The sequence below is a fragment of the Enterobacter cloacae complex sp. XAL002 genome (genome assembly GCF_049236805.1).
Taxonomy (GTDB): Bacteria; Pseudomonadota; Gammaproteobacteria; order Enterobacterales; family Enterobacteriaceae; genus Enterobacter; species Enterobacter intestinihominis.
In genome coordinates this window covers 14408-31026 of sequence record NZ_JBMKJN010000003.1, presented here as the reverse complement: position 1 = coordinate 31026, position 16619 = coordinate 14408, and the positions used below count along the sequence as shown (strand labels likewise).

The 16619-nt window shown below is 52.8% G+C and carries 16 protein-coding genes; all 16 read right to left on the bottom strand.

What is annotated here, in order from left to right:
- Positions 1–96: 96 nt before the first annotated feature.
- Complete coding sequence (gene pstS / locus ACOT0L_RS03290) at positions 97–1137, bottom strand: phosphate ABC transporter substrate-binding protein PstS (protein WP_022649876.1); 1041 nt, start codon at positions 1135–1137, stop codon at positions 97–99.
- 278 nt (positions 1138–1415) lie between these two features.
- Positions 1416–3245 (bottom strand): glutamine--fructose-6-phosphate transaminase (isomerizing), encoded by a 1830-nt coding sequence (gene glmS / locus ACOT0L_RS03285; RefSeq protein WP_421637248.1) that lies wholly within the window; start codon positions 3243–3245, stop codon positions 1416–1418.
- 240 nt (positions 3246–3485) lie between these two features.
- On the bottom strand, positions 3486–4856 hold the full coding sequence (gene glmU, locus ACOT0L_RS03280; protein ID WP_038414970.1) for a bifunctional UDP-N-acetylglucosamine diphosphorylase/glucosamine-1-phosphate N-acetyltransferase GlmU: 1371 nt from the start codon (positions 4854–4856) through the stop codon (positions 3486–3488).
- Positions 4857–4994: 138 nt separating this feature from the next.
- Entirely contained in the window at positions 4995–5414 is a 420-nt protein-coding gene (locus ACOT0L_RS03275) for a F0F1 ATP synthase subunit epsilon (RefSeq protein WP_006177560.1), read from the bottom strand.
- Positions 5415–5434: 20 nt separating this feature from the next.
- A complete protein-coding gene (gene atpD / locus ACOT0L_RS03270) occupies positions 5435–6817 on the bottom strand; it encodes a F0F1 ATP synthase subunit beta (protein ID WP_003862362.1) in 1383 nt (460 codons plus the stop codon).
- A 31-nt stretch (positions 6818–6848) separates the two neighbouring features.
- The gene (gene atpG / locus ACOT0L_RS03265; RefSeq protein WP_003862364.1) at positions 6849–7712 is read right to left on the bottom strand and encodes a F0F1 ATP synthase subunit gamma; all 864 of its coding nucleotides are present in this window, start codon (positions 7710–7712) and stop codon (positions 6849–6851) included.
- A gap of 51 nt (positions 7713–7763) precedes the next feature.
- Positions 7764–9305, bottom strand: a complete 1542-nt coding sequence (atpA, locus tag ACOT0L_RS03260) for a F0F1 ATP synthase subunit alpha (RefSeq protein ID WP_006808751.1) — start codon at positions 9303–9305, stop codon at positions 7764–7766.
- A gap of 12 nt (positions 9306–9317) precedes the next feature.
- Positions 9318–9851: a F0F1 ATP synthase subunit delta gene (atpH, locus tag ACOT0L_RS03255; protein ID WP_003862369.1), complete on the bottom strand. Its 534-nt coding sequence runs from the start codon at positions 9849–9851 to the stop codon at positions 9318–9320.
- Between the two features lie 14 nt (positions 9852–9865).
- Positions 9866–10336, bottom strand: a complete 471-nt coding sequence (gene atpF, locus ACOT0L_RS03250) for a F0F1 ATP synthase subunit B (RefSeq protein WP_003862370.1) — start codon at positions 10334–10336, stop codon at positions 9866–9868.
- A 48-nt stretch (positions 10337–10384) separates the two neighbouring features.
- Positions 10385–10624 (bottom strand): F0F1 ATP synthase subunit C, encoded by a 240-nt coding sequence (atpE, locus tag ACOT0L_RS03245; RefSeq protein WP_000429386.1) that lies wholly within the window; start codon positions 10622–10624, stop codon positions 10385–10387.
- A gap of 49 nt (positions 10625–10673) precedes the next feature.
- A complete protein-coding gene (atpB, locus tag ACOT0L_RS03240; protein WP_022649873.1) occupies positions 10674–11489 on the bottom strand; it encodes a F0F1 ATP synthase subunit A in 816 nt (271 codons plus the stop codon).
- 8 nt (positions 11490–11497) lie between these two features.
- Positions 11498–11878: a F0F1 ATP synthase subunit I gene (atpI, locus tag ACOT0L_RS03235; RefSeq protein ID WP_003862375.1), complete on the bottom strand. Its 381-nt coding sequence runs from the start codon at positions 11876–11878 to the stop codon at positions 11498–11500.
- Between the two features lie 615 nt (positions 11879–12493).
- On the bottom strand, positions 12494–13117 hold the full coding sequence (gene rsmG / locus ACOT0L_RS03230; RefSeq protein ID WP_022649872.1) for a 16S rRNA (guanine(527)-N(7))-methyltransferase RsmG: 624 nt from the start codon (positions 13115–13117) through the stop codon (positions 12494–12496).
- A 107-nt stretch (positions 13118–13224) separates the two neighbouring features.
- Positions 13225–15114, bottom strand: a complete 1890-nt coding sequence (mnmG, locus tag ACOT0L_RS03225) for a tRNA uridine-5-carboxymethylaminomethyl(34) synthesis enzyme MnmG (RefSeq protein ID WP_003862379.1) — start codon at positions 15112–15114, stop codon at positions 13225–13227.
- 374 nt (positions 15115–15488) lie between these two features.
- Positions 15489–15938, bottom strand: a complete 450-nt coding sequence (mioC, locus tag ACOT0L_RS03220) for an FMN-binding protein MioC (RefSeq protein WP_003862381.1) — start codon at positions 15936–15938, stop codon at positions 15489–15491.
- A gap of 90 nt (positions 15939–16028) precedes the next feature.
- Positions 16029–16487, bottom strand: a complete 459-nt coding sequence (gene asnC, locus ACOT0L_RS03215; protein ID WP_003862383.1) for a transcriptional regulator AsnC — start codon at positions 16485–16487, stop codon at positions 16029–16031.
- Positions 16488–16619: the final 132 nt, after the last annotated feature.

Genomic DNA, 16619 nt, shown 5'->3' with positions numbered 1-16619 from the left:
ATATGCCCGGTGGCGCTGGCGCTTACCGGGCCTACAGGATGAACCGTAGGGCGGGATCGCTGCGCGCCACCCGCCATCTTCGTCAAAAATATCCTGTTAGTACAGCGCTTTACCGCTGCTGTCTTTCACGTTGGTTTTCCATGCAGCACGGATCTGCTCAACCACGCTGTCTGGCAGGCTGGCGTAATCCAGGTCATTCGCCTGTTTGCCGCCGTTTTTGTATGCCCAGTCGAAGAACTTCAGCACTTCAGCACCCTGCTCAGGCTTCTTCTGCTCTTTGTGGACCAGAATGAAGGTGGTAGACGTGATAGGCCATGCATCGTCGCCTTTCTGGTTGGTCAGGTCCTGAGCGAAGGATTTGCTCCAGTCAGCGCCTTTTGCGGCGTTAGCGAAGTTCTCTTCGGTCGGGCTAACCGGTTTGCCGTCAGCAGAAACCAGTTTGGTGTAAGCCAGGTTGTTCTGCTTCGCGTAAGCGTACTCTACATAGCCGATAGAGCCAGGCAGACGCTGTACGAAGGCAGCGATACCGTCGTTGCCTTTACCGCCCAGACCGGTTGGCCAGTTAACGGTAGAGCCGGAACCGACTTTAGATTTCCACTCTTCGTTCACTTTCGCCAGGTAGCTGGTGAACACGAAAGAGGTACCAGAGCCGTCAGCACGACGAACCACCGCGATATTCTGCGAAGGCAGCTTAACGCCCGGGTTCAGTTTCGTGATGGCTTCGTCATCCCATTTTTTGATTTTGCCCAGATAGATATCACCCAGGGTTTTGCCGTCCAGCACCAGCTCGCCTGATTTCAGGCCAGGGATGTTAACAGCCAGCACAACGCCGCCGATCACGGTCGGGAACTGGAACAGGCCTTCCTGATTCAGTTTTTCATCAGACAGCGGAGCGTCGGATGCGCCGAAATCAACGGTATTCGCGGTAATTTGTTTTACGCCACCGGAGGAGCCGATACCCTGATAGTTGACCTTGTTACCGGTCTCTTTCTGGTAGGTATCCGCCCATTTGGCATACACCGGCGCAGGGAAGGTTGCACCAGCGCCAGTCAGGCTTGCTGCTGCGAAAGCAGAGAAAGCGCTCAGAGATAAGGTCGCGGCGACAACAGTTGCGACAGTGGTACGCATAACTTTCATAATGTCTCCTGCAAGGATTTCGTAAATCATTGTTTAAGTGGCTACGATGAGCAAAATAGGACAAACAGGTGACAGATAAATGTACGAAATATGACAGTTTTATGACAAAGAAAATTTCACTTAAAATTAAGCAAAAATCCATAAATAAATCATAAGCTTAATGATTATTATGACAGATTGTTTTCTGTAATATTTTCTTTATGTGACACTGATAAAATAGCTGAAAATGACGGATTGTCATAAAAAAAGGCTCCACCGGATGGCGGAGCCTGGAAGGATTATTCTACGGTAACGGACTTCGCCAGATTTCGCGGCTGGTCAACGTCGGTGCCTTTGATCAGCGCGACGTGGTAAGCCAGTAGTTGCAGCGGTACGGTGTAGAAGATCGGCGCAATCACCTCTTCCACATGCGGCATCTCGATGATGTGCATGTTGTCGCTGCTGGCAAAACCGGCATCTTTATCCGCAAAGACGTACAGTACACCACCACGGGCGCGCACCTCTTCGATGTTAGATTTCAGTTTTTCCAGCAGTTCGTTGTTCGGTGCCACCACGATAACCGGCATATCCGCGTCGATCAGCGCCAGCGGACCGTGTTTCAGCTCGCCTGCCGCGTAGGCTTCCGCGTGGATGTAGGAGATCTCTTTCAGCTTCAGCGCGCCTTCCAGCGCGATAGGGTACTGATCGCCACGACCCAGGAACAGAGCGTGGTGCTTATCAGAGAAATCTTCAGCCAGCGCCTCAATGCGCTTGTCCTGAGACAGCATCTGCTCGATACGGCTCGGCAGCGCCTGGAGACCGTGAACGATGTCATGCTCAACGGAAGCATCTTCGCCTTTCAGACGCGCCAGCTTCGCCACCAGCATCAGCAGAACGGTCAGCTGCGTGGTAAACGCTTTGGTGGAGGCCACGCCGATTTCGGTGCCCGCTTTGGTCATCAGCGCCAGATCGGATTCACGCACCAGCGAGGAGCCCGGTACGTTACAGATGGCCAGCGAACCCAGGTAACCCAACTCTTTAGACAGACGCAGCGCCGCCAGGGTATCGGCCGTTTCGCCAGACTGGGAAAGGGTGATCATCAGGCTGTTACGGCGCACAGCGGATTTACGATAGCGGAACTCAGATGCGATTTCGACGTCGCACGGCACGCCCGCCAGGGATTCAAACCAGTAGCGAGAGACCATACCGGAGTTGTAAGAGGTACCGCAGGCCACGATCTGAATGTGCTCGACTTTGCTCAGCATTTCGTTGGCATTGGCGCCCAGCTCGCTCAGATCCACTTCACCATGGCTGATGCGCCCGGTCAGAGTGTTTTTAATGGCGTTTGGCTGTTCGTAGATCTCTTTCTGCATGTAGTGACGGTAAGCGCCTTTGTCGCCCGCGTCGTATTGCAGGTTTGATTCGATTTCCTGGCGCTTAACCTGCTCGCCTTTCGTGTCGAATACGGTCACGCTGCGACGTGTCCCCTCGGCAATGTCGCCCTCTTCCAGGAAGATAAAGCGACGGGTAACCGGCAGCAGCGCCAGCTGGTCGGAAGCGATACAGTTTTCACCCATGCCCAGACCAATCACCATCGGGCTACCGGAACGCGCGGCCAGCAGCGTGGACGGGTCACGGGAATCCATGATCACCGTACCGTAAGCACCACGCAGCTGAGGGATAGCGCGCAGCACCGCATCACGCAGCGTACCGCCCTGTGCCAGCTCCCAGTGCACCAGGTGAGCAATTACTTCGGTGTCGGTTTCAGAGACGAAGGTATAGCCGCGCGCTTTCAGTTCTTCACGCAGCGGTTCGTGGTTTTCGATAATGCCGTTATGCACCACCACAATGTGTTCAGACACATGCGGGTGTGCGTTGCCTTCAGATGGCTCACCGTGAGTCGCCCAGCGGGTATGCGCAATACCGGTGCCACCGTGCAGCGGATGTTCCTCCGCCGCCTGGGCCAGCATCTGCACTTTACCGAGACGACGCAGACGGGTCATATGACCTTCTGCATCGACGACAGCCAGACCGGCTGAGTCATAACCACGGTATTCCAGACGACGTAAACCTTCGAGAAGGATTTCAGCAATATCACGCTGCGCAACTGCGCCGACAATTCCACACATAGTTAGATTTCCTGATTATGGCGTTATGCCATGCGTTGTCGCTGACCTGTATTTGCCCTTTCCGGGCACCCCGAGCCTTGTAGAGAGTGGGGTTATTTTTATGGGTACTGCTGGTGGGGGGAGGATTATGTTATCCCCTCACCCCAGCCCTCTCCCCATAGGGGAGAGGGTGAAAACCGCACCATTCAGTTCCCCTCTCCCCTATGGGGAGAGGGTCAGGGTGAGGGGTGTATATTGTCGTTACTTTTTCTTCACCGGGCGTTTCCAGCCCTGCTTGTGTACCTGCGGAACGCGGCTTAACACCAGCTCGTTCTCGGCCACATCGCGCGTAACGGTTGTCCCGGCGGCAATGGTCACGCCTTTGCCCACGGTAACAGGCGCCACCAGCTGGGTATCGGAACCTACAAACACGTCATCACCGATGATGGTTTTAAACTTATTGGCACCGTCATAGTTACAGGTAATCGTCCCTGCACCGATGTTTACGTTGTCGCCAATTTCCGCATCGCCCAGATAGGTCAGATGACCGGCTTTCGAGCCTTTACCGAGACGTGCTTTTTTCATTTCCACGAAGTTACCTACATGAGCGCCTTCCAGCAGCTCAGCGCCCGGGCGCAGACGCGCAAACGGGCCGATGGTACAGGCGGAATCCAGACGCGCATCTTCTACCACGCTGTACGGGCTGATTTCGCAGTCGTCACCGATCACGCTGTTTTTAATCACACAGCCGGTGCCGATTTTGACGCGGTTGCCCAGCGTGACGTTACCTTCCAGGATAACGTTAGTATCTATTTCAACGTCGCGCCCGTGGGTCAGCGTGCCACGCAGATCGAAACGCGCCGGATCGCGCAGCATAACGCCCGCCAGCAACAGTTTTTCTGCCTGCTCGGACTGGTAAATACGCTCCAGGCGTGACAGCTGTAGACGGTTGTTTACCCCGTCCGTTTCGCTGATACGTGCCGGATGAACGGCAGCAATCTCACGCCCTTCCTGGTACGCCATCGCAATGATGTCGGTGATGTAGTATTCACCCTGCGCGTTGTTATTATTGAGTTTGGACAGCCAGCGCTTCATATCCGCACCGTTCGCAATCAGGATGCCGGTGTTGATCTCCTGAATCTGACGCTGTTCGTCAGTGGCATCTTTATGCTCAACAATCCCGGTTACCTTGCCGTTTTCACGCGTAATGCGGCCATAGCCGGTTGGATCGTCCAGCACGACGGTTAACAACCCAATGCCACCCTGCGGTTTGGCTTCACGCAGGCGAGTGAGGGTTTCAACGGAGATCAGCGGGACGTCGCCGTAGAGCATCAGGATGTCTTCATCATCAGCGAAGAAGGGTGCAGCCTGCTGCATTGCATGACCCGTACCCAGCTGTTCTGCCTGTAGCACCCAGTTGAGATTGTCGTCACGCAGCGTTTTTTTCAGCAGATCGCCGCCATGTCCATAAACCAGATGCACCTGGCTGGCGCCTAATTCATTAGCTGCATCAATAACATGCTGCACCATTGGCTTTCCTGCCAGTGTGTGGAGCACTTTAGGCAGATCGGAATACATGCGGGTACCTTTGCCTGCGGCAAGGATCACCACGCTCATCGCACTGTTTAACATACGCATCCTGACGGTAGTTTGTGTGAGAAGTAAAAACGTTTGATGCTTAAAATTCTACATCTTTTTCATCATGAATTAAGGCCGAAAAAAAAAGCCAGCCTGGGATCCAGACTGGCTTTTGTGCTTTTCAAGCCGGTGTTACATCGCTTTTTTGGTCAACTCGATAACGCGCAGTTTCGCGATCGCTTTGGCCAGCTCCGCAGACGCCTGAGCGTAATCCACGTCACCATGAGAGCTGCTAATGTGCTCTTCAGCCTTACGCTTCGATTCCAGGGCTCGCGCTTCGTCGAGATCCTGGCCACGAATAGCGGTATCGGCCAGAACGGTCACACTGCCTGGCTGCACTTCAAGAATGCCGCCGGACAGATAGATAAACTCTTCATGACCGAACTGTTTAACGATGCGGATCATACCAGGCTTAATGGCGGTGAGCAGCGGTGCGTGACCCGGGAAAATACCCAGTTCACCTTCACTACCCGTTACCTGGATTTTCTCGACCAGACCAGAGAACATTTGTTGCTCTGCGCTGACGACGTCCAGGTGGTAAGTCATTGCCATATCACCCTCCGATTAAGGCGTTAAAGTTTTTTGGCTTTTTCCACGGCTTCTTCGATGGAACCAACCATGTAGAACGCCTGCTCTGGCAGGTGATCGTATTCGCCTTCCATGATGCCTTTAAAGCCACGGATGGTGTCTTTCAGGGAAACGTATTTACCTGGAGAACCGGTGAATACTTCCGCAACGAAGAACGGCTGGGACAGGAAGCGCTGGATCTTACGCGCACGTGCTACCACCAGTTTGTCTTCTTCAGACAGTTCATCCATACCCAGGATGGCGATGATGTCTTTCAGTTCCTGGTAACGTTGCAGCAGGGACTGTACGCCACGCGCGGTGTCGTAGTGTTCCTGGCCAACAACCAGTGGATCCAGCTGACGGCTGGTAGAGTCCAGCGGGTCAACGGCCGGGTAGATACCCAGAGACGCGATCTGACGGCTCAGTACCACGGTTGCATCTAAGTGAGCAAAGGTGGTGGCTGGAGATGGGTCAGTCAAGTCATCCGCAGGTACGTATACCGCCTGAACGGAGGTGATAGAACCAGTTTTGGTAGAGGTGATACGTTCCTGAAGAACACCCATCTCTTCCGCAAGCGTAGGCTGATAACCTACCGCTGAAGGCATACGACCCAGCAGTGCAGATACTTCAGTACCGGCCAGGGTGTAACGGTAGATGTTATCAACGAACAGCAGAACGTCACGGCCTTCGTCACGGAACTTCTCAGCCATCGTCAGGCCAGTCAGCGCAACGCGCAGACGGTTTCCTGGTGGCTCGTTCATCTGGCCGTAAACCAGGGATACTTTATCCAGAACGTTGGAGTCGGTCATTTCGTGGTAGAAGTCGTTACCCTCACGAGTACGTTCACCAACACCCGCAAACACGGAGTAACCGGAGTGCTCGATCGCGATGTTACGGATCAGCTCCATCATGTTTACGGTTTTACCTACACCCGCACCACCAAACAGACCAACTTTACCGCCCTTCGCGAACGGGCACATCAGGTCGATAACTTTGATGCCGGTTTCCAGCAGTTCCTGAGAGCTGGACAGCTCTTCGTAGGAAGGTGCCGCGCGGTGGATAGCCCAACGCTCTTCTTCACCGATGTCGCCTTTCATGTCGATTGGTTGACCCAATACGTTCATGATACGACCCAGTGTTGCTTTACCTACCGGGACTTCGATCGGGTGCTCAAGGTCTTTCACTTCCAGACCACGACGCAGACCGTCGGAAGAACCCATGGCGATGGTACGCACGATACCGCCGCCGAGCTGCTGCTGAACTTCCAGCACCAGGCTCTCGTTACCATTTTGTACCTCAAGCGCGTCGTACACGCGTGGTACGGCGTCCTGAGGGAACTCGACGTCCACCACGGCGCCGATTACCTGGACAATCTTTCCAGTAGCCATCTTGAATCCTCTACGTAATTCGTAAACCTGGTTAAACCGCGGCGGCCCCCGAGACGATCTCGGTGAGTTCCTGAGTAATGCTGGCCTGACGAGCTTTGTTGTAAACCAACTGCAGCTCTTTAATCAGGCTGCCGCCATTATCGGTCGCGGCTTTCATCGCCACCATTCGTGCGGCCTGCTCGCTGGCCAGGTTTTCTACAACGCCCTGATAAACCTGAGATTCAACGTAACGACGCAGCAGGGTATCCAGCAGCGGTTTCGGATCGGGTTCATACAGGTAATCCCAGGCTTTCTGTTTCAGCTCGTCATCTTCTGATGCCGGTAACGGCAGCATCTGAGTGAGCGTAGGCACCTGAGACATGGTGTTAATAAATTTGTTGCTGACAACGTACAGTCTGTCCAGACGGCCTTCATCGTAGGCCTGCAACATCACTTTAACCGGGCCGATCAGTTCGGACAGGGACGGGTTATCACCCATACCGGTCACCTGAGCGACAATGTTGCCACCAACGGAGTTAAAGAAAGAGACGCCTTTAGAGCCAATCAGTGCCAGATCGCACTGAACGCCTTTATCGGACCAGCCTTTCATATCCGCCAGCAGTTTTTTGAACAGGTTAATGTTCAAGCCGCCACACAGACCACGGTCAGTCGACACCACCAGGTAGCCCACGCGCTTAACGTCGCGTTCTTCCAGGTAAGGGTGCTTATATTCCAGATTACCGTTTGCAAGGTGACCAATCACTTTGCGCATGGTCTCTGCATAAGGACGGCTGGCCGCCATGCGATCCTGCGATTTACGCATTTTGGAAGCGGCGACCATCTCCATCGCTTTAGTGATCTTTTGCGTGTTCTGGACGCTTGCGATCTTACTACGTATCTCTTTTGCGCCGGCCATGAGCTTCTCCTCAATGCCAGACGGCTTGTCCTGAGACAAGCCGCCGGACGATTACCAGGATTGGGTTGCTTTGAAGGAATCGAGGATAGCTTTCAGCTTGCCTTCGATTTCGTCGTTATAGCCACCGGTCTGGTTGATCTCTTGCATCAGCGGAGCGTGATCACGGTCGACGTAAGCCAGCAGAGCGGCTTCGAAGCTACCGATTTTCGCCAGTTCCACATCTTCGAGGTAACCGCGTTCAGCCGCGAACAGTACCAGGCCCTGCTGAGCAACAGACATTGGCGCGTACTGTTTCTGCTTCAGCAGTTCGGTCACTTTCTGACCGTGGCTCAGCTGTTTACGGGTTGCTTCGTCCAGATCGGATGCGAACTGAGAGAACGCAGCCAGTTCACGATACTGTGCCAGCGCGGTACGGATACCACCGGACAGCTTCTTGATGATCTTGGTCTGAGCAGCACCACCCACACGGGATACGGAGATACCCGGGTTAACCGCCGGACGAATACCGGAGTTAAACAGGTTGGTTTCCAGGAAGATCTGACCATCGGTAATGGAGATTACGTTGGTCGGAACGAACGCAGAAACGTCACCCGCCTGGGTTTCAATGATCGGCAGAGCGGTCAGAGAACCTGTTTTACCCTTCACTTCACCTTTGGTGAAGTTCTCGACGTATTCCGCGTTAACGCGGGAAGCACGCTCCAGCAGACGAGAGTGGAGGTAGAATACGTCGCCCGGGAATGCTTCACGTCCAGGTGGACGACGGAGCAGCAGGGAAACCTGACGATAAGCAACAGCCTGTTTAGACAGGTCATCGTATACGATCAGCGCATCTTCACCGCGGTCACGGAAGTATTCGCCCATTGCGCAACCAGCGTATGGTGCCAGGTATTGCAGTGCAGCAGATTCAGACGCAGTTGCTACCACAACGATGGTGTTAGACAGTGCGCCGTGCTCTTCCAGTTTACGAACCACGTTGGAAATGGTGGACGCTTTCTGGCCGATAGCCACGTACACACATTTGATGCCGGAATCACGCTGGTTGATGATGGCGTCGATTGCCATCGCGGTTTTACCGGTCTGACGGTCACCGATGATCAGTTCACGCTGACCACGACCGATTGGGATCATGGCATCAACGGACTTATAACCCGTCTGCACTGGCTGATCAACGGACTGACGGTCGATAACGCCTGGTGCGATAACTTCGATTGGAGAGAAGCCATCGTGCTCAACCGGACCTTTACCGTCGATTGGCGCACCCAGGGTGTTAACAACGCGACCCAGCAGGCCACGGCCAACCGGCACTTCCAGAATACGGCCAGTACACTTAACCTTCATGCCTTCGGCAAGGTCAGCGTATGGACCCATCACAACGGCACCTACGGAGTCGCGCTCCAGGTTCAGTGCGATAGCGTAACGGTTACCCGGCAGGGAAATCATCTCACCCTGCATACAATCGGCCAGGCCGTGGATGCGGATAACACCGTCACTTACAGAAACAATAGTACCTTCGTTGTGAGCTTCACTCACAACACTGAACTGAGCAATGCGCTGCTTGATCAGTTCGCTGATTTCGGTGGAATTCAGTTGCATGCTCCAGTCCCCTTAAGACTGCAAGACGTCTGCAAGGCGCTCAAGACGGCCGCGTACGCTGCCATCAATGACCATATCACCCGAACGGATGATTACGCCTGCCATTACAGACTTATCGATTTTGCAATTCAGCTTAACTTTGCGTGACAGACGTTTTTCCATCGCGGCGGTGATTTTCGCAAGCTGTTCATCACTCAGTTCAGTCGCGGAAGTTACTTCAACTTCAGCGGTAGCTTCACTAAGGGCACGTAAGTGCTCAAACTGCTCGAGAACATCCGGGAGCACACGGAGACGACCATTTTCCGCCATCACCTTAATCAGGTTCTGGCCGTTGGCATCCAGTTGCTCTCCGCACACGGCGATAAACGACGCGGCGAGGGTTTCAGGCGCTAACGCACCAGAAAGCAACTCGGCCATTTGTTCGTTTTTCGTCACCTCAGCGGCAAACGCCAGCATATTCTGCCAGCGATCGACATTTTGGTGTTCGACAGCAAAGTCAAAAGCTGCTTTGGCGTAGGGGCGAGCTACCGTAACAAATTCAGACATCAGCCCCTCCCTCCTTACAGTTCAGCGACAAGTTTGTCCACGATGTCGCTGTTAGCAGCTTCATCCACGGAACGTTCGATGATCTTCTCGGCGCCAGCAACAGCCAGAATCGCAACCTGCTTACGCAGTTCTTCACGAGCACGTTTACGCTCAGCTTCAATTTCAGCCTGAGCCTGTGTCACGATCTTAGTACGTTCCTGTTCTGCTTCAGCTTTGGCTTCGTCCAGGATCTGAGAACGGCGTTTGTTAGCCTGTTCAATGATTACCTGAGCTTCAGCTTTCGCTTTTTTCAGCTGGTCTGTCGCGTTGGCCTGTGCAAGGTCCAAATCTTTCTTAGCGCGTTCTGCGGAAGCCAGACCGTCAGCAATTTCTTTCTGACGTTTTTCGATGGCAGCCATTAAAGGCGGCCATACATACTTCATGCAGAACCAGACAAAGAGAATAAACGCGATGGCCTGGCCGAGGATTGTTGCGTTCATGTTCACAGCACAATACCTCTTAAATTTCTGTGGCTTGGGGTTTTAAAACAACTACTACGCGACAGCAAACATCACGTACAGACCCAGACCTACAGCGATCATTGGGATTGCATCCACCAGACCCATAACGATAAAGAACTGAGTACGCAGCAGAGGAATCAGATCAGGTTGACGCGCTGCGCCTTCCAGGAATTTGCCCCCGAGGATGCCGATACCGATCGCAGCACCGATAGCCGCCAGACCCATCATCACAGCGGCAGCCATGTACAGCAGATCCATATTCAGGTTTTCCATGACAGTCTCCAGTTTGTTTCAATTAAAACGTAGTAGTGTTGGTAAAAAATCAGTGCTCTTCAGACGCCATCGACAGATAGACGATCGTCAGAACCATGAAGATAAAGGCTTGCAGCGTAATGATCAGGATGTGGAAAATGGCCCATGGCACATTCAGAATCCACTGTGACCACCACGGCAGAAGACCCGCGATCAGAATGAAAATCAGCTCACCCGCATACATGTTGCCGAACAGTCGCAGACCCAGTGAAACAGGTTTGGACAGCAGGCTAACGCCTTCCAGGATCAGGTTGACCGGAATAAACGCCCAGTGGTTGAACGGCTGCAAGGTAAGCTCTTTCACAAAGCCGCTTACGCCTTTCATTTTGATGCTGTAGAAAAGAATCAGGATAAATACGCCCAGCGCCATCGACAGGGTGATGTTCACGTCGGCAGACGGAACCACGCGCAGGGCAGGCAGACCGAAGACATGCTCGCCGATCCACGGCAGGAAATCGATAGGCAGAAGGTCCATCAGGTTCATCAGGAAGACCCAAACGAACACGGTCAGGGCCAGCGGAGCAATCAGCTTGCTCTTACCATGGTACATGTCTTTGACGCTGCCATGGACAAAGCCGATGATCATCTCGATGAACGTCTGGAATTTCCCTGGAACACCGCTGGTCGCTCGTTTAGCAACACCGCGGAACATGGCCAGGAACAGAAGACCCAAAACCACCGAGAAGAACATGGAGTCGATGTTGATCGTCCAGAAGGTGGCCGGGGGGTTATGTGGATCCACCAGCGAGAATGTACGCAGGTCCAGCTGAAGGTTATTCAGATGGTGACCTATGTAATCCTGCGGCGTCATATTTTCTGAAGCCATGATGCCTTTTACCCTTTGTTATTGATTACAGCTGGAGCCAGAACTTGTACCACCAGCACCAAAACCCACGTTGCTATCAGCGGCATGAATACCACTTTCAAAACCGCCAGCGCCATCACCAGTAGAGCAAAGGTCAGCAACACCTTACACACTTCGCCGAGAGCGAAGGACCAGGCCACGCGGCCTTTGGCGGGTGTATGCGCCTGATGACGCCAGGCAAAAATCATAAACAACACGTTTGGCAGAACCACCGCCAAACCTCCGCACGCGGCGGAGATGCCCCAGAAGGGGTCTTTGAGGCTAAACAGCAGTCCACTTGCTATCACAGCCAGAAACTGAATGAACAGAAGCTTACGAGCAACGTTTCTACTCAAGAGCGACACAGACATCACGTTTTTACTCCTGCTCCCTTCGAGGTATGCCGCGTGTCGTATAAAACGTCCTTTAAGGCTCAGAGTCAAGCATCAAAAAGCGGTCAAATTATACGGTGCGTACCCGTGATTTCAAACATTAAGTAGCGAAAAGGTGAATAAATGTTTAAATATTTTTCCCCAGTCCTATTTTTCAACTTTTGAACTCAGTGCCAACCTTCAGGCAAAACTGCAAACAGCGCGGAAACGTTGGTGATAAAGCGTGCACGAGATCACAAAATACACATTTGCGATAAAGTGGTATTTATCAAAGACGTAAAACGATTTATTTCATCCGATTGAAATTAAAGCAAAAAAATCGCAACTATTTTTAAAACAGAGCCGTATACAACAAAAACCTTTTATTGACATTCTTAATAAATATTTAACATCTCATTCTTGTTGCCTTTACCCATTTTTAGCAGGCTGATATTTTCATGGTTGACTATCTTCAGGGTGAACGAATCACTTCAGGTTAACCATAAGAAAATCCATGTGACAACAAGGTTAAATTAACTACGGCCAAATCAGACTGGATGTGCTGCTTTTTAACACCATCAGAACAGCACAAATTCCACATTTTTTATTAATTTTTTAAAATGTGTTTGGCTTAATTATCACCAGATGACGCTCACCTTCGAGCTGAGGGATCTGGAGTTTTTCAATGGATTCCACTGCAAAACCGTCCGGAAGCTGCTCTATTTCGTCCCCCGGAAGTTGTCCTTTCAGCGCATAAAAACGGCCCTTATCCGCCGGCAGGTGTTTGCACCAGCTCACCATGTCATTGAGTGAGGCAAATGCGCGGCTGATAACGCCGTCAAACGGTGGCTCTGCCGGGAACTCCTCTACCCTGCTCTGCACGGGCGTGATGTTTTCCAGCTTCAGCTCATGCTGAACCTGTCGTAAAAAGCGTACGCGCTTGCCCAGACTGTCCAGCAGCGTGAAATGACTCTCCGGTCGAACAATAGACAACGGAACGCCCGGCAAGCCCGGACCGGTGCCCACGTCGATAAAACGTTCACCGGTAAGATACGGCGCCACAACGATGCTATCGAGAATATGGCGAATCAGCATCTCGTTGGGATCGCGTACGGAGGTGAGGTTGTACGCTTTATTCCATTTGTTCAGCATATCGACATAGGCCACCAGCTGATTTTTCTGGTGATCGGTGAGCGAAATACCTGCCTGTTCCAGCAGACGAGAGAGTTTATTGAGCACGGTGGATACCTGTTGAGAGATTTTTCGCCCGGTGGCGCTGCCGCTTACCGGGCCTACGATTAAGTAGGGCGGGTAAGCGAAGCGCCACCCGCCAAAAGCAATGTTAATTACGCGCTGCGGCGCAGCATACCCTGCTTTTTCAGCCACACCAGCAGAATCGAAATCGCGGCAGGTGTGACACCGGAGATACGTGAGGCCTGGCCAATCGACACAGGTTTGTGATCGTTCAGCTTAGCGATCACTTCGTTGGAAAGCCCCGTCACCTGACGATAGTCCAGCATTTCCGGCAGTAGCGTATTTTCGTTGCGCTGCTGTTTTTCGATCTCATCCTGCTGACGCGCGATGTAACCTTCGTATTTCACCTGAATCTCGACCTGTTCAGCCGCTTCAGCGTCTTCAAGGCCCGGTGCGAACGCGGTCAGTTTGACCAGATTCTCGTAGGTGACTTCAGGACGGCGCAACAGATCTTCACCACTGGCTTCGCGCGAAAGCGGCGCAGTTAAGTGAGCGTTCACTTCAGCAGCAGTTTCCGCCTGCGGATTCACCCAGGTGGTTTTCAGGCGCTGACGTTCCTGTTCGATACGCTCCAGCTTCTCGTTGAAGCGCGCCCAGCGTTCGTCATCCACCAGACCCAATTCGCGGCCCACCTCGGTCAGACGCAGATCGGCATTGTCTTCGCGCAGCATCAGGCGATATTCCGCACGAGAAGTAAACATGCGGTACGGTTCTTTGGTCCCCAGCGTGCAGAGATCGTCGACCAGAACGCCCAGGTAAGCCTGAGAACGCGCCGGTGCCCAGCCCTCTTTCTCGGCAGAGAAGCGAGCGGCGTTCAGACCGGCCAGCAGCCCTTGTGCGGCAGCTTCTTCGTACCCGGTAGTGCCGTTAATCTGGCCTGCGAAGAACAGACCCTGGATGAATTTGCTTTCCAGCGTCGGCTTCAGGTCACGCGGATCGAAGAAATCGTACTCAATAGCGTAGCCAGGACGAACGATCTTCGCGTTTTCCATCCCCTGCATTGAACGCACAATCTGCATCTGCACGTCGAACGGCAGGCTGGTGGAGATGCCGTTCGGGTAAATTTCGTTCGAGGTCAGCCCTTCAGGTTCGAGGAAGATCTGATGCTGGTTACGATCGGCAAAGCGCATCACTTTATCTTCGATCGACGGGCAATAACGTGGGCCGATCCCTTCGATCACGCCGGCGTACATTGGGCTGCGATCGAGGTTATTGCGGATCACGTCATGGGTTTTTTCATTGGTGTGCGTGATGTAGCACGGCACCTGCTGCGGATGTTGCGCCGCATTGCCCATGAACGAGAACACCGGCATCGGGTTATCACCGTGCTGCTGTGCCAGTACGCTGAAATCAATGGTACGCGCATCAATTCGCGGCGGCGTACCGGTTTTCAGGCGGCTTACGCGCAGCGGCAGCTCACGCAGACGACGAGACAGCGGAATCGACGGCGGATCGCCCGCACGGCCACCGCTGTAGTTGTCCAGACCAATATGGATTTTACCGTCCAGGAATGTCCCGACCGTCAGCACCACCGCTTTTGCGCGGAACTTGAGACCCATCTGGGTCACGGCGCCAACAACACGATCGTTTTCCACGATAAGATCTTCTACAGCCTGCTGGAAGATCATCAGGTTCGGTTGGTTTTCCAGCGCGGTGCGCACAGCCTGACGGTAAAGCACGCGGTCTGCCTGTGCACGGGTGGCGCGAACAGCCGGACCTTTACTCGCGTTTAGTATCCTAAACTGGATGCCCGCATGATCGATCGCTTTCGCCATCAGGCCGCCAAGTGCATCCACTTCTTTTACCAGGTGTCCTTTCCCAATGCCGCCAATCGCCGGATTACAGGACATTTGTCCCAGCGTGTCGATATTGTGTGTCAAAAGCAGGGTCTGCTGACCCATTCGCGCTGCGGCCATTGCGGCCTCAGTGCCTGCGTGACCCCCGCCAATGATGATGACGTCAAAAGGATCCTGATAAAACATGGTGGTCTGCCTCGCGTAAAGCGGTATGAAAATGGATTGAAGCCCGGGCCGTGGATTCTACTCAACTTTAGTCTTTCGAGAAAGCATTGGGATCCTGGGCTATTAAAAAGAAGATCTTTTTATTTAGAGATCTGTTCTATTGTGATCTCTTATTAGGATCGCAGACCTTTGTGGATAAGTCCGATCCCATAAATAAGATCATGCAGTTAGGAAGGATCGTTTGCTGTGAATGATCGGTGATCCTGGACCGTATAAGCTGGGATCAGATCGCCACTTTATACACAGGTCAAAAACTAAACTAACGTTGTTCTTTGGATAACTACGGGTTAATACGAGCTTTTAACCAGAGTTATCCACATCTGATCGCACGATCTTTAATCGTTTTTGAGTAAATTTTTCCATTCCGCGAGCCAGATCTCGGCTGGATCTTCGGGAATATCATGATCGAGGATGTTGATCTTCAGCGTTTCACCCAGCTGTTTTGCTCCGCAGGCGGTCACCGCAGCTTCTACTTTCTCTATTGCGCCACAGAAAGTGTCATATTCACGGCTACCGATCCCTACAGCGCCAAACCGGACGTTTGACAGATCGGGCTGTTGTTCCAGCAGTTCGTCATATAAAGGTTGCAGGTTATCCGGCAGATCGCCCGCGCCGTGCGTGGAGGTGATCAGCAGCCAGACCCCGTCAGTCGGGAGATCTTCCAGCAGCGGTCCGTGCAGCGTTTGTGTAGAAAAGCCCGCGTCTTCCAGCTTCTCAGCCAGATGTTCCGCTACATATTCCGCACCGCCCAGGGTGCTGCCGCTGATAAGAGTAATGTCCGCCATTGATCGCTCGCTCAGATAAAGAGGCGGCCATTGTACGCTGTGAACGAGCTGGGATCTACCTGTGGAAAATGTGGGAATGAAATTGCCCGATCACGGGCGGATAGTACGCATGATCGGGTTTTGCAGGGAGATCAGGGTTTCGGTGGACTGAATTTCATCGATTGTTTGGATCTTGTTGATAAGTACCTGCTGGAGGGCGTCGATGGATCGGCACATGACCTTTATAAAGATGCTGTAGTGCCCGGTGGTGTAGTACGCCTCAGTGACTTCATCCAGCGCGTTCAGCTTCTCCAGCGCGGAGGGGTAATCTTTGGCGCTTTTCAGAATAATGCCAATGAAGCAGCAGACGTCGTAGCCGAGTTGCTTCGGACTGACATCAATGCGTGCACCGGTGATGATCCCGGCCTGCTTCATTTTCTCTACGCGAACGTGAATGGTCCCCGGGCTGACGCCAAATTGTTTCGCCAGTTCGGCATACGCGGTGCGTGCGTTGGCCATGAGCGCTTCCAGAATGCCGCGGTCCAGATTGTCGATCTGATAATTTTCCATAGGTTTTTCTTATGAAGATTAATGATTCCTTCTATTCTAGCGTCTTATTTTAACGAATCAAAAATGAAGGTGGCTTTTTGTTGATGGGTTATTGAATTAAGCGCCTGTTCTGTTGCTTAATCAGTATCAACA

Excerpts from the sequence above, each read along its gene's own strand:
- asnC (WP_003862383.1), bottom strand. The coding sequence starts at position 16,487 with ATGGAAAATTATCAGATCGACAATCTGGACCGCGGCATTCTGGAAGCG.
- atpB (WP_022649873.1), bottom strand. The coding sequence starts at position 11,489 with ATGGCTTCAGAAAATATGACGCCGCAGGATTACATAGGTCACCATCTG.
- glmU (WP_038414970.1), bottom strand. The coding sequence starts at position 4,856 with ATGTTAAACAGTGCGATGAGCGTGGTGATCCTTGCCGCAGGCAAAGGT.
- atpH (WP_003862369.1), bottom strand. The coding sequence starts at position 9,851 with ATGTCTGAATTTGTTACGGTAGCTCGCCCCTACGCCAAAGCAGCTTTT.
- ACOT0L_RS03275 (WP_006177560.1), bottom strand. The coding sequence starts at position 5,414 with ATGGCAATGACTTACCACCTGGACGTCGTCAGCGCAGAGCAACAAATG.
- atpG (WP_003862364.1), bottom strand. The coding sequence starts at position 7,712 with ATGGCCGGCGCAAAAGAGATACGTAGTAAGATCGCAAGCGTCCAGAAC.
- pstS (WP_022649876.1), bottom strand. The coding sequence starts at position 1,137 with ATGAAAGTTATGCGTACCACTGTCGCAACTGTTGTCGCCGCGACCTTA.
- mnmG (WP_003862379.1), bottom strand. The coding sequence starts at position 15,114 with ATGTTTTATCAGGATCCTTTTGACGTCATCATCATTGGCGGGGGTCAC.
- mioC (WP_003862381.1), bottom strand. The coding sequence starts at position 15,938 with ATGGCGGACATTACTCTTATCAGCGGCAGCACCCTGGGCGGTGCGGAA.
- atpA (WP_006808751.1), bottom strand. The coding sequence starts at position 9,305 with ATGCAACTGAATTCCACCGAAATCAGCGAACTGATCAAGCAGCGCATT.
- glmS (WP_421637248.1), bottom strand. The coding sequence starts at position 3,245 with ATGTGTGGAATTGTCGGCGCAGTTGCGCAGCGTGATATTGCTGAAATC.
- atpD (WP_003862362.1), bottom strand. The coding sequence starts at position 6,817 with ATGGCTACTGGAAAGATTGTCCAGGTAATCGGCGCCGTGGTGGACGTC.
- atpI (WP_003862375.1), bottom strand. The coding sequence starts at position 11,878 with ATGTCTGTGTCGCTCTTGAGTAGAAACGTTGCTCGTAAGCTTCTGTTC.
- atpE (WP_000429386.1), bottom strand. The coding sequence starts at position 10,624 with ATGGAAAACCTGAATATGGATCTGCTGTACATGGCTGCCGCTGTGATG.